We start from the raw sequence: 12,629 nt of genomic DNA, 5'->3' as shown, positions 1-12,629 counted from the left end.
CAGTTCTCTTGGTTAGGATTCAGGACGCCTTTGCACTTGTGAGCGATGGCGAGGCGTTAGTGCTTTACCTGTCGAAAGCCGGGCTGGAAGCCGTCGGGGTTATCTGAGGCTTCCCGTAAGGCCGGCTTCAGCCGTTACACCTGCTTCTTCGGTGATGCGTGCAGCGGTCTGCCGGCCCATGCGGATGGCACCGTCCACGTGCTGGTAGCCCTCGGCCGCAAGGTCGGAGGAGGACCAGTAGATGGGGCCGACGGGGGCGTGCTGGTCCTTGCCGTAGCGGTGGAGGCCGCCGAGGTCGTAACTGGAGGCGTAGGCGCCGCGGGTCCACTCCTCCGAGCCCCAGTCGGACTCGTAGTAGACCTCGGGCTCGAGGGCTTCGGCTCCGAGGAACCCGGCGATGGACTCCAGGATGGCGCTCCTGCGTTCTTCGGCATTCAGCTCGAAGACGGCGTCGGCCTTTTCGTCGGAGATGAAGCCCACCAGGGTGCCCCGGGTGTCGCCGAAGTTGGTGTTGTCGTAGACCTCCTGGACGAGGGAGCCGGCGCCGAAGCAGGTGCCGGACAGGCCGGAGTTCCGCCAGAACGGGCGGCTGTAGACGGCGTGGACCTTGATGACCAGGCCGAGTGACTGGTGCTGGTGCATCTGGTGCTGGCGGCGCGGCAGCGGCGGGTTGAAGGAGACGCGGGAGTAGAGGTTGGGCGGCACGGCCATGATCACGAACCGGGCGTTCACAGTGGCCCGTTCCGAGACGACGGTGACGCGGTGTCCGCCGTCGGCATCCGGCTCCCAGTTGATGGTGCGCACCGGGGAGTTAAGGACGACGTCGTCCCCCAGCTCCTGCGCGAGCAGCAGGGAGACCTGCTGCATGCCGCCGACAACGCGGCGGTCCAGGATGAAGTCCTCGTCGGTGAGGTGGGTGAAGGAGCCCGCGTACGCTGCCATCAGCACGGCCTGCAGGGCGGAGAACGCGTGGGCGGGCTTGGTGAGCATACCGCCGGCGATGAACAGGCCGATGTTGTTGCAGGCCTCCTCGTTGGCGGAGTGCAGCTGCAGCCAGTGGTGGAAGGAGATGGTGTCCAGCTCGCGAGCCTTGGGATGCGCCCAGGGTTCGGTGGCACCGATCTCGGCTACCAGCCCGTCCAGAAGTCCGGTCAGCTTGTCCATCTCCGCTTTCGTCTCCGGATCTACTGGGAACGAGTCGCCCGTATAACGGACGGGAACACCGTCGGTACCGATGTACATCGACTCGCCCTCGCGGTAGCGCGGGTAGGTTTCCAGGTTCAGTTCTTGGAGGAGGTCCAGGAGTACGGTCTGGTCCGGCGAGACCCACTGGCCGCCGATTTCCAGCATGGCGCCGTTGACGGTATCGGTCCAGGTGCGGCCGCCCACGCGGTCACGTGCCTCAAGCACGGCGACACTCAGGCCAGCCTTCTTCAATTCACGGGCTGCGGTAAGTCCGGACGGCCCGGCTCCAACGACCACGACGTCGCGATTCAGGTTCAGCATGATGCCCTCTCTTTGATCCCCGCAGTATGGAGACGATAAAATGAATGGTATTCATTTTAGTGGAACTGCGGCGATGATTCAAGGGTTTTGACCGCACGAGGCTAGCTTCGACGAAGATCCGATCCTCGTCGCGGGGCGGCGGACAAACACTCCAGCCTGCGCTTGACGGTGACTGACATCACTGATTTACTAAATGAACCCCATTCATTTTAGATGCGACAAGGGGACCGACTAAGAGTCGGCAGCGTATGCAGGAGGTAGTCGAGGACGATAACTTCCCTCAAGCTTTTCCTTGCGCATCCGAACTTCCCCGCAATTGCGCTTGCTGGCCGGTTACCGAGGCCCAACTCTTTAGGAACCATCATGAGCTCCTCTTCCGATACCCACCCTCTCCTCCCAAGGAACAGTTCGAGTCCCGCGGCTAAGGGAACGGGCAACGGCTTGCGCCGTGTGCTCGGGGTTCCCACGTTGGTATTACTGGGTCTCGTCTACATGGTGCCGTTGACCATTTTCAGCACCTACGGAATCGTCGTAGAACTGACTGGCGGGCGGCTCTCAGCGGCTTACGCCGCCGCTTTGGCGGTCATGCTCTTCACAGCCCGTTCCTATGGACGGATGGCCAAGGCGTTCCCGTTCGCAGGCTCCGCCTATACCTACGTTACAAGATCCTTTAGCCCTGGTCTGGGCTTCATGGCCGGCTGGTCGCTGCTGCTCGATTATCTGCTTCTGCCGATGATTAATTACCTTCTAATCGGCATCTACCTAAACGCAGCTTTCCCGGCCATTCCCGCCTGGTTGTTCATCTGCGCCTCCATCGCGACGATAACCCTGCTCAACATTGTCGGGATCACAGCGGTGACCAGAAGCAACTACGTCGTCGTGGGACTGCAGGGTCTGTTCATCGTCTTGTTCGTTATCCTCGCCTGCGTTTCCGTTGCTGGATCTGGCCGGGTTGATCTCCTTGCCCCCTTCACGGGAGTCGACGGAGCGGAGGGCTTCTCACCTATCCTTGCCGGCGCGGCCATCCTTTGCCTGTCCTACCTTGGTTTCGACGCTATCTCCACCTTCGCAGAAGAAGCCAAAAACCCGGAGAAAAGCATCCCCCGCGCCATCATGATCACTACCGTCGTCGCAGGGCTGATTTTCCTGGGCCTGGCGTACATCAGTCACCTCCTGCTTCCAGTCGGCACGTTCTCCAACCCGGACTCCGCGGCCATCGAAGTTGTTGCCACTGCCGGGGGAAACCTCTTAGTAGCCTTCTTCACTTCTGCTTACATCGCAGGAAGCCTCGGATCTGCCCTGACCTCCCAGGCTTCGGTTTCGCGCATCATCTACTCCATGGGACAAAGCGGCGTCCTTCCCCAAGTCCTTGGACGCCTCCACCCGCGCTGGCGAACGCCGGTACTTCCGATCCTCCTGACCTCAGCTGTCGCCCTGCTGGCCCTGGTTCTCGACCTGGCAACGGTCTCCTCGCTCATCAGCTTCGGCGCTCTCGTGGCCTTCTCTGCAGTCAACCTCTCCGTCATCAAGCACTACTTCATCAACCAAAAAGAGCGGGGCCTGAAGGGAGCAATCAACAACCTACTGCTGCCCGGAATTGGCCTTGTATTGACGGTTTGGCTTTGGACAAGCCTGAGTGGCTTGTCCTTCTCGCTGGGCCTCTCGTGGGCTGGCCTGGGCCTGGCATATCTGGCCTTCCTCACGCACGGATTCCGTCGGCCCACACCCCACCTGCAACTCGAGGACGCCTAACTCCCCCAGCTATCGATACTTGTAAAGACCAGCACAAAGAGGACCCCTCATGACATTGACGCTCTTCATCAACGGCACCATCGCGCCATCTCATGGTGGACCTCGCAAGGAATCTGAGGAAACCGCTCATCTATCGGCGCTTGCCGTTCAAGACGGAATCATCGTCGCTGTCGGCGCTGAAGCACTCGCCCTCGCATCCCCGGCAGATGAAACCATTGATCTTGGCGGCGGCTACCTGTCGCCATCCTTCGCGGACGGCCATGCCCATCCCCTGTTTGGCGGGCTGGAAGAGATGGGCCCGAGGATACGTTCCTGCACATCAGTGCCCGAGATTGTGGAAGCCGTGGGGGTTTGGGCCAGTGAGCATCCAGAGCAGGAATGGATACTCGGTGCCAGCTACGATGCAACGCTCGCTCCCGAGGGGATCTTCGACGCCACATGGCTCGATGACGCGGTACCGGATCGTCCCGTTGTGCTGAAGTCCTGGGACTATCACACAGTCTGGGTAAACTCGGCCGCACTTCGCGCCGCCGGTATAGACCGTGACACTCCGGAACCAGCGCTGGGCAGAATCGTGCGGCGCAGTGATGGTTCTCCCCGCGGCACCTTGATGGAGGCCGGCGCGATCGACCTCGTCCTCAAGGTTGCACCGGGCTACAGCCTGGAAGACCGCGTCGAGGCACTTAGGTCTGCCACAGCACGATTCGCAGCAGCAGGGGTGACCTGGGTACAGGACGCCTGGGTTGAACTCGAAGATGTTGCCGCCTATCTGACCGCGGCGAGCTCCGGTGCGCTAAGCACCAGAGTCAATCTCGCGTTCCGCGCAGATCCACAGGAGTGGACAGGTCAACCCGCCCTGTTCGATGCGGCGCGCCACCGGGTCCAGGAGCTTGGCAGCCACATGCTGACCGCCAACACCGTCAAATTTTTCCTCGACGGGATCATCGAAAGCCGCACGGCTTTCATGCTCGACCCCTATGGAGACGCACCCGGCGAGCTGGGACTGCCCAACTGGCTGCCTAACGAACTGCAGGAGGCAATGGCCACCTTCGATGCGCTCGGATTCCAGCTCCACCTCCACGCGATAGGGGACGCGGCCGTCCAGATGGCATTGGACGCCCTGGAAGTTCTCGAACAACGAAACGGACCCCGCGACCGCAGGCCAGTGATCGCCCACCTTCAGGTCATCAACACGGACGACATACCACGCCTGGCAAAGCTAGGGGTGGTAGCCAACTTCGAGCCATTATGGGCATGTTCCGACGACGTCATGCAGTTGCTGACCATCCCCCGGCTGGGCTCCCCCCGGGCTGAACAACAGTATCCAATGGCATCACTGGCGAAAGCCGGCATCCCGCTCTCCTTCGGTAGCGACTGGCCAGTCACAGGACACCATCCCCTCCCCGGGCTGGCCACTGCTGTTACAAGACAGACACCAGATAAGCTTCCCGCCGGCGGCTGGATCCCCACCGAACGGGTGGATGTCGCAACAGCACTGGCAGCCTACACCTCCGGTGTTTCCCACCAAGCCTTCGCCGAGGATGAATGGGGGCAGCTACGCCCCGGGATGCATGCAGACATGACCCTCCTCTCAGCTGACCCCCTCCACGTGCAGCAGAATCACCTCGGTGACATCAAAGTCCTCGGAACCTGGCTCGCGGGACGACCGACGTACTTGCACCCCGGATGGGCACAGCACAATCAGGACATGCACGGGTCCCCCGAAGCACCACAGGAGACTCCTCCTGCTGCAGAGCATCGGACCCAGGGAACCGAAGCCGACGCGTGCACTTCATACTCTTGAAAGATGCTCCAGGCAGGGCACAGGTGGACCTTACAAATCCCCATACCTGGCCCTCCGAAACGACGGGCTAGAAGCTGCGATCCATGGAGAAGCGGTCCCGCCGCCCACACCCGGGGACAATTCTTATTGCTTATCCACTGCTACTGCTGCCAGGGAGCTACCCCAACGGCTCCCACTTCCAGCCGCGGATAACCTGAATGGACCCCAGCCATGGACGGCTCAGAGTTGCCACCAGTTCCGGCCGCATGATCAGTTTGCAGGCCGACTCAGGTTGACGGAATATCCGTTATCGGCTCTTCGGCTTGGACTGCTGGAAGGGGGCCGACATCATCCTCTTGCTGATCCTTATTCCGTCGGCCTGCTTGAGTTGTCGGTGACATCCCTAGCGAACTACAACGGCGGGTGTAACTTTTGGACACGGAACTCCGCCCTGCCGCTCTTGGTCGGGGTTCCGCTACTCGGACCATCAGGGGAACACAGTCGTCGTGCACAGCATGGACCGGCTCGCCCGCAATGTCGATGACCTGCGTGCCCTGGTTCAGGGTCTGACCCCCGCATGGGTGTAGCGGCTGCCGCCTTCAATGATCCCGACCCCACAGCCAGATCGTGTGACTGGGCAACAAAACAAGTGCACGTGGTTAGAGATCGATCGTGGGAGTGGCCCGCAGGGCGTTAGCGGCCCTGTCTGCGATAACTTGCGCGTCATTCCCGGAGTCGAGGATCGTGTTCCGGGCTGATCCGGAATCGACCATAACGGCCGTAACGCTGAGGACGTCCGAGGCCTCGGTCGTCAACAGAGCGTCTACCTGCGCGGAGAAGCAGGAGTCACTTGACGTGGAGTGAACGTCTTTCGCCACAACATTGTTGTTGGAGACGAAGTTGCCAGCTCCCGCCACCAAACGGATGATGACTGGCGTCGCCCCTGCCGGCCGGACGTTCTGCGAGTCGATGACTTCGGAAAAGTGGTTGCCGATAACAGAGTTGTTGCTGCCGCTGATGCTGAGAAGTCCGTGAAGGTCGTCCAGGCCGTTGTCTACGCCCTGGAAGGGCTTCCAGGGCTCGTGGTCACGCAGGAAGTGGTTCGTGGCCACGAGGTTTTCAGAACTGTTGCCCTCAAGAACCAGCATTCCGGGGTAAAAGGAATGCAAACGGTTATTGGTGACGCTTGAACGTGTGACGCCGTTGAAATGGACGCTGCTCGCACCACGGGGAAAGACGTTGTTCGCGGTCACCAGGAGGCCCCCGTGGTTCTCGGCGTAGATCGAATGGCCTTTGAAGCCTGCTCCGATCAGATTGTCGGTGATCTTTGATGCCTGTCCCCACCCGCGCAACTCGATGCAGCTTCCGCATTCGGCGATGAAGTTGTCGTGAATGGAAAGCGCGTCGGCGTTGTGGATCGTGAGGGCATTCTCGAGGTAGATGAAACCCATGCCATTGACGCGGAATGAGTCGTTGGCGCTGGCGACATAGATGCCGATCTTGCCGTTGACGTAGGTGTTTTCGGGATGCATCCCCGAGCCGTCCGGGGTGAAGTGCAATCCGTCGATGCAGAAGTTGGAGAACTCAACCGAACTGATCCGCGGGCTCCCGCTGCGCTCAATGTAGAAGGCCGCCCCCTTGGATTCCTCCCCTTCGTCGTTTGCGGGAAGGTCGACGAGGATGCGGCTCCCTCCGGGCCACAGCTCATGCAGGCCGTCCCATTCGTCTTCGGGGACGTTGAACCGGATGCTGGATGACGTAAAGCCGTGGCCGGACCCTTGGATTCGAAGGAAGCTGATGTCGATCACCACCTGCGTGCGGAGGTGGTAGTCCCCTGGCGGAATGTAGATCACTGCGCCCGGCTTTCCGCCATTGTCCACGTCAGTGGTGTTCTGTCGCTCCTTGATGTCGGCAATGATGCTGTTGATCACTTCACCGACGTCCTTGAACGGATTTCCGACAGGCCACGTCGTCACGTCGTAGTAATTCTTGCTTGTCATAGGTTCTTCCCTTTCGTGTGGTTCCTCATTGCGCCACGGGTTCATGCTCCGGGAGTTCCTCCCGTAGTTCCTCCAGTGTTGGAGGCTGTGCGCCGGGGCGGCGTACTGTGATGGCCGCTGCTTTGGCGGCCATCCGGCCCAGCGACTCCAGCACCGACGGTGCCAGCCCGTCTGCTCCGCGCATGAGAAGTCCGTAAATCAGGGCGGACATGTACGAGTCGCCCGCCCCGATGGTGTCGATGACGGCGGACCTCACCGCGGGAACCGCTACGCATGCGCTAGCCGTCGTGAGCAGGGATCCCTCTGCTCCCATGGTGACGGCGACGAGCCCGGTCCCCAGTTCAAGGATCCGTTGTGGGATGTCCTCCAGGGACAGCCGCGGATAGAGCCAGCGTGCGTCCTCGTCGCTGAGTTTAACGACCTCCGTGAACGGGACAAGTTCCTCGAAGATGGTTTTTGCTTCAAAGTGGCTGCCGAGCAGTGCAGGGCGGATGTTGGGATCGTAAGTGACGATACACCGCGGGTGTGATTGCTCGATAAGCTCCCTTACTGCTGCCGCTCCCGGGGACAGGAAGGTCGCTATCGAGCCAGTGTGCAGGATCTTGGGAAGGGTCGCCGGAGCGATCCGCGGGAGGTCCCATTGGATGTCGAAGTCATAGTGTGCTGAACCATCCGACGCCAGGACCGCCGTCGCCGTAGCGGTTCCGCCGCCACGCCTGGAACCGGGCAAGAGAGTGACGCCGGCACTCCGGAGGTGCTGCTCGATGGCGGCGCCATGGTGGTCGTCGCCGATAGAGGTCAGCAATGCGGTGACTGCATGCAGCCGTCCCAACCCGTAAGCGACGTTGGCGGGTGATCCACCGGGATGTTCCACAGTGCCTCGGGGAGAAACAACGATGTCCACGAGGGCTTCGCCAACAACGATGACATCAATCCCCCGTCGAGCGTCACTGTCTAGGTACGGGACTATGGGCATTTTTCGGCCTTTCAGAAGAGTGTTGAGACGGCGAGCTTCAGGATGGTTGCGGAGCCCTCTTCAACGGATAGCCAATTCTCCGGGCTGTCGGTGTCGGGGAAGACGAGGTCAGTCAGGACCACCGCGCCGCCTTGGGCGAACACTTCGACGGAGCAGTGGTCCACGACGATGAGCAGCTTGAGGACACCGTTTTCAAGGTCAACCGGTACTGACTCCACAGAAGCGAATTTCCCGTGGAAGCCCGTGTTTCCTGACTGCCTGCGGTCAAGGACGAGTTGGGCGCTGGCCGTGTCGTAGCTAAGGACGATGCCCTTGCTCGCGTCACTGCTTCCAAGAAGCCGGACATCAAAACGTTTGGCGCTGCCGGGCAGTATGTCTGCCTCGATAATGAGGGCGCTGCCGGGAACCGCGTCCGGCAACCGGAGGGCTGAATTCCGCAGCTCAAACGTGTCCGCATCCATCAGGTCCGCGGCAGTGGGCAGCCCTTCTTCCGCTGGCGCGCCAGCCAGGACCGGTTGCTGGATGAGACGGGCGGAGCCGTTGACTGCAGTGAGGCGCACTTCCCGGGCAAGGGTCATCGAGGACCGCCAGGGGTCGGTGGGCAGCTCGTTGGCGTAGTCCCAGTTGTTCATCCAGCCGATCAGGATGCGCCGGCCGTCCGGGACGTTGCTAAAGGACACGGAGGCGTAGCAGTCCCGCCCCCAGTCCAGCCACAGGCATTGCTGCAAGGCGGCAGAGGCCGCCGCGGGCTGGGAGAGGGAGGCCAGCCCTTCGGGCGCGGTGACGGAGCCCGGGTCCGGGGTGAAGCTGATGCCGTCGAAGTTCCCCACGAAGTACTGGCCGCCGGAACCTCCTGCCACAGCCCCCGGATTGACGTTGACGATCAGCACCCACTTGATGTTCTCCGGGTCGCCGTCCACTGCCAGGGGAAAGAGATCGGGGCATTCCCACTCGCCGGCGTCCGCGTTGGCCGGGCCGAAGTTGCTCAGGAAGTCCCAGGATTTGAGGTCTTCCGAACGGTAGAAAACCACCTTTTGGTGCTGGGCTTCGACGGCGACCATGACCCAGCAGGAACCCTGGTCCCCTTCATATCGGAAGACTTTGGGATCGCGGAAGTTCGCGGAGTTCCTGGTGAGGACAGGGTTGTTCCCGTATTTCTGCCATGTCATTCCTGCGTCTGTGCTGTAAGCCAGAGACTGCGCCTGGGTGCCGCTGTGTTCGGATGCGGTTTTGTAGGCGCTGGTGTAGATGGCTACAAGCGCAGGTGCTTCTGCCGTGCCGAATCCCGACGTGTTGCCGCGGTCCACTACGACGCTTCCCGAGTAGATGTCCTCTTCCTCGTCGCAGGCAATGGCAACAGGGTGTTCGGTCCAGTGCAGCAAATCACGGGAGGTGGCGTGGCCCCAGGACATGTGGCCCCAAACGTTGCCGTACGGGTTGTTCTGGAAAAAGAGGTGGTACACGCCGTCGTAGAAAACCAGTCCGTTGGGATCGTTCAGCCAAGTATTCCTTGCCGTGAAGTGAATAGCAGGCCGGAACCTGGAAGTCTCTGAAGGCGCTGTTTCCGGGCGTGCGGCATCAATGTAACTGGACATGTCTGGCGGTCCTCTTGGGAAGCGGAAGGGTCTGGCTGCCTACTGCCGGGGAGCCGTGATGGAATCACGGCGCACGAGGGGGCAGCTCAGAATGGTCGGGTGAAGTGCCATGAGGGTAAGGTCGGTCTTTCCCTCTACGGCGTCAATCAGGTGCTCGGTGGCCCAGGCACCCATTTCGTAGTGAGGCAGGGCCACGGTGGTGAGGCCCGGGTGAAGGTTGGCGGCGATCAGTTCCTGGTCATCGAAGCCCACGACGGAAAGGTCAGCGGGGATGCTAAGTCCCAACTCAGCAGCGGCGCGGTAGGCTCCCATCGCCATCCGGTCGTTGTAGCAGAACAAGCCGGTGGGCCGGTTCTTGCGTGCCAGGATCCGCCGGGCCGCCTCGTAGCCGCCCTGCACCTCGGAGACCTCGGACTCGACCGGTGCCGCTTCGCTGTCGAGCCCTGCTTCAGTCAGCGTGGTCCGGAAGCCCCGGAGCCGGTGGCGGGTTGCGGGGACATCGTCGGTGTTGTTGATGAAGCCGATACGGGTATGGCCCGCTTCGAGGAGTGCCCGCACGGCGGAGCGTGCACCACCTATTTCGTCCGGGATCACGGCTGTGATGTTTCCGCCGGTGGCCACGGAGTCAACCAGGACCGAGGGCACGCTGCCGAGGTTGGCCGGTAGCTCCACATTGCGGTGATACATCGTGGCGTAGAGGATTCCATCCACCTGGTGTTCCAGGAGGGCCTCGACGTCGGCCTGCCGGGACGCCAGGCTGGCTGAGCCGGAGGTATTGATGATCATGAGGTTGTACCCCCGGGCCTTGGCGGCCTCGTCAGCGCCGAGGATGATCCGGCCCGCGTGCGGCGTGGTGGCGATATCCTCGCTGACCAGGCCCAGCATCCCGGTCCGTTGCGTACGCAGGGCCTGGGCAAGGCGGTTGGGCCCATAACCGAGCTCCTCGGCCGCGGACCTGACCTTGTCCCTGGTTACGGGGCTGATACGTGCATAGGAAACGTCGTTCAGGACGTGGGAGACAGTTGTCACGGACACGCCGGCGGCAACGGCCACGTCCTTGATACCGATGTTCTTGTTGCTCATCTGTCTCCCACGTCCTTATGGTTTGTGATGCCCCTGGGGGTTACCAGTAGGCTACTCGTTGCTTTGTCTAGCCCTTGACGGCGCCGAGCGTCATGCCCGCGACGATCTTGCGCTGCAAGAGGAGGGTCAGGATGATGACCGGGATGGAGTAGACCGCGGCAAGCGCCGTCATGGATCCCCAGTCCAGGCCGAACTGGGTCTGGAAGTTTGCGATCACCACGGGCGTTGTCTGGGAGCGGATCGCTGTCATCAGGAGTGCGAAGAGGAACTCGTTCCAGGAGGCCAGGAAGGCGAAGATCGCGGTGACGGCGATGCCGCCGGAGACCACAGGTATCACCACCCGCCACAGGGCTCCGATCCTGCTGCAGCCATCCACAGTGGCAGCTTCCTCCAGGTCTTTCGGCACTGCTTCGAAGAAGCTGGACATCAACCAGATGGAGAGCGGCAGCGAGATGGTGGTGTGGGCGATGGACAGCGCGATCGGTGTATCGGACAGCCCCATGGTTGCCATCATCGAGGCCAGCGGAATACCGATCGCCACCGGCGGCACCATGCGCGTGACCAAGGCGGCCATGATGAAGATCCGGCCGCTGAGGGTCTTGTACCTGGTGATGCCGTAGGCCGCCGGTACCGCCAGCACCAGCGAAAGCACTGTGCTGATGATGGCTGTCTGGATGCTGTTGATGAAGGAGGCCACCACCCCGCTGCGGCCCAGCGCGTTGGTGTAGTTCTCCAGCGTCCATTCCCTCGGGAGGATGGTCGGCGGCACCGCGATGGTGTCGATTGGCGTCTTGAAGGATGTGAAAAGCAGGTACAGGAACGGGAATCCGTAGAGCACCATCGCCACCGCGAGGAGGATCCATAGCAGGGTCCTGGTGCTTCGACGGCCCGCCTCCAGGCCTTCACGATTGACGCCCCGGCGCTTCCTGGCGCGTGTCGCAGGGCGCAGGGCAGGTTCCACGGATACTCCAGCCGGCGCCCCGGCGTCTTGCGTTGTTCGTTCAGCGACGCGCATCAGTTGTCCTTTCCTGGCCGCCAGATGGTGGTCACCGCAACGAAGGCGACGGCGAGCATCGCCAGCAGGTATAGGGTGCCCATGGCGCTTGCCAGCCCGGGATCGCCGAAGCGGATCATGGTCCGGTAAATGAGCAGGCTCATGGTTTCCGAGGCGGACTGCGGCCCGCCGTTGGTTTGAATAAGGATGGTGTCAAAGGCCCGGGCCGCGTCTATGCCACGGACCACCAGGGCCACCGCGATGACCGGCCGCAGGAGCGGCAGGATGATGCGGAACAGCATGGCCGGTGCGCGTGCGCCGTCCAGGCGTGCTGCTTCGATCAGGTCGCCTGGAATGTTCTGCAGCCCGGCGAAGAGTACCAGGCACATGAAGGACGTGGTCAGCCAGATGTCCGGAATGGCAACGGAGTAGAGCACAATGTTCGGGTCCGAGAGCCAGCCGATCTGGTTGGGGTTGGACAGGATGCCGGCCTGGTGCAGGAGGGTCCCGATGAGGCCGAAGTTATCGATCATCAGGAACTTCCATAGGAGGCCTGCCACGATCGGGGCGATCATCAGCGGGTACATGAATACGGTCCGCCAGATTTGGGAGCTTCGTCCCAGTGTGGTGAACAGCAGTGCCATGCCGAGGCCAAGGGCGAATTCGAGGGTGACCACGATCAAGGTGTAGGCCAAGGTCCGCCAGCCGGCACCGATGAAGGCGTCGGAGGCGAAGGCCCGGAAGTAGTTATCCAGGCCCACGAAGTCGCGGGGGCCGCCGGCGATCGGTGAGATCTTGAAGAAGCTGTCCGCAACGAGGCGGAACAGCGGGAAGGCGACAAATACTGCCAGGAACAGCGCCGCTGGTGTCATTAGGAACAATGCGAAGCGGCGATCGGAGATACGCAAGGTTTTCTCTTCCGCTGGTTGGGGTCCGCGGC

The 12,629-nt window shown here is 61.7% G+C and carries 9 protein-coding genes and 1 pseudogene; 3 read left to right on the top strand and 7 right to left on the bottom strand.

Going from position 1 to position 12,629, the window contains the following annotated elements:
- Positions 1–99 precede the first annotated feature (99 nt).
- A complete protein-coding gene (locus tag CXQ88_RS11940) occupies positions 100–1,506 on the bottom strand; it encodes a flavin monoamine oxidase family protein (RefSeq protein ID WP_104044392.1) in 1,407 nt (468 codons plus the stop codon).
- Positions 1,507–1,869: 363 nt separating this feature from the next.
- Here CXQ88_RS11940 and CXQ88_RS11935 point away from each other — a divergent pair, with 363 nt between their 5' ends.
- The 3 genes and pseudogenes from CXQ88_RS11935 to CXQ88_RS22330 form a co-directional block, all read left to right on the top strand.
- Complete coding sequence (locus tag CXQ88_RS11935; RefSeq protein ID WP_104044391.1) at positions 1,870–3,258, top strand: APC family permease; 1,389 nt, start codon at positions 1,870–1,872, stop codon at positions 3,256–3,258.
- Between the two features lie 49 nt (positions 3,259–3,307).
- The gene (locus CXQ88_RS11930) at positions 3,308–5,062 is read left to right on the top strand and encodes an amidohydrolase (RefSeq protein WP_104044390.1); all 1,755 of its coding nucleotides are present in this window, start codon (positions 3,308–3,310) and stop codon (positions 5,060–5,062) included.
- A 470-nt stretch (positions 5,063–5,532) separates the two neighbouring features.
- A pseudogene (locus CXQ88_RS22330) lies at positions 5,533–5,613 on the top strand (recombinase family protein); the annotation flags it as partial.
- Positions 5,614–5,700: 87 nt separating this feature from the next.
- Here CXQ88_RS22330 and CXQ88_RS11920 read toward each other — a convergent pair.
- The 6 genes from CXQ88_RS11920 to CXQ88_RS11895 form a co-directional block, all read right to left on the bottom strand.
- Positions 5,701–7,041, bottom strand: coding sequence for a NosD domain-containing protein (locus CXQ88_RS11920; protein WP_104044389.1), 1,341 nt, complete (start codon positions 7,039–7,041; stop codon positions 5,701–5,703).
- Between the two features lie 25 nt (positions 7,042–7,066).
- Entirely contained in the window at positions 7,067–8,017 is a 951-nt protein-coding gene (locus CXQ88_RS11915) for a carbohydrate kinase family protein (protein WP_104044388.1), read from the bottom strand.
- An 11-nt stretch (positions 8,018–8,028) separates the two neighbouring features.
- A complete protein-coding gene (locus CXQ88_RS11910; protein WP_104044387.1) occupies positions 8,029–9,612 on the bottom strand; it encodes a glycoside hydrolase family 32 protein in 1,584 nt (527 codons plus the stop codon).
- Between the two features lie 39 nt (positions 9,613–9,651).
- Entirely contained in the window at positions 9,652–10,695 is a 1,044-nt protein-coding gene (locus tag CXQ88_RS11905) for a LacI family DNA-binding transcriptional regulator (protein WP_104044386.1), read from the bottom strand.
- A gap of 67 nt (positions 10,696–10,762) precedes the next feature.
- The gene (locus tag CXQ88_RS11900) at positions 10,763–11,710 is read right to left on the bottom strand and encodes a carbohydrate ABC transporter permease (RefSeq protein ID WP_104044385.1); all 948 of its coding nucleotides are present in this window, start codon (positions 11,708–11,710) and stop codon (positions 10,763–10,765) included.
- Entirely contained in the window at positions 11,710–12,597 is an 888-nt protein-coding gene (locus tag CXQ88_RS11895) for a carbohydrate ABC transporter permease (protein WP_104044384.1), read from the bottom strand. The genes CXQ88_RS11900 and CXQ88_RS11895 overlap by 1 nt, the downstream gene beginning before the upstream one ends.
- Between the last annotated feature and the right edge of the window lie 32 nt (positions 12,598–12,629).

This window comes from Arthrobacter sp. ZGTC412 (genome assembly GCF_002929215.1).
Taxonomy (GTDB): domain Bacteria; phylum Actinomycetota; class Actinomycetes; order Actinomycetales; family Micrococcaceae; genus Arthrobacter.
Note: the sequence above shows the minus strand (reverse complement) of the source record. Positions and strands in the feature narration are given on the sequence as shown.

Coding starts and splice junctions, on each gene's coding strand:
- CXQ88_RS11940 (WP_104044392.1), bottom strand. CDS start 1,506: ATGCTGAACCTGAATCGCGACGTCGTGGTCGTTGGAGCCGGGCCGTCC.
- CXQ88_RS11935 (WP_104044391.1), top strand. CDS start 1,870: ATGAGCTCCTCTTCCGATACCCACCCTCTCCTCCCAAGGAACAGTTCG.
- CXQ88_RS11930 (WP_104044390.1), top strand. CDS start 3,308: ATGACATTGACGCTCTTCATCAACGGCACCATCGCGCCATCTCATGGT.
- CXQ88_RS11920 (WP_104044389.1), bottom strand. CDS start 7,041: ATGACAAGCAAGAATTACTACGACGTGACGACGTGGCCTGTCGGAAAT.
- CXQ88_RS11915 (WP_104044388.1), bottom strand. CDS start 8,017: ATGCCCATAGTCCCGTACCTAGACAGTGACGCTCGACGGGGGATTGAT.
- CXQ88_RS11910 (WP_104044387.1), bottom strand. CDS start 9,612: ATGTCCAGTTACATTGATGCCGCACGCCCGGAAACAGCGCCTTCAGAG.
- CXQ88_RS11905 (WP_104044386.1), bottom strand. CDS start 10,695: ATGAGCAACAAGAACATCGGTATCAAGGACGTGGCCGTTGCCGCCGGC.
- CXQ88_RS11900 (WP_104044385.1), bottom strand. CDS start 11,710: ATGCGCGTCGCTGAACGAACAACGCAAGACGCCGGGGCGCCGGCTGGA.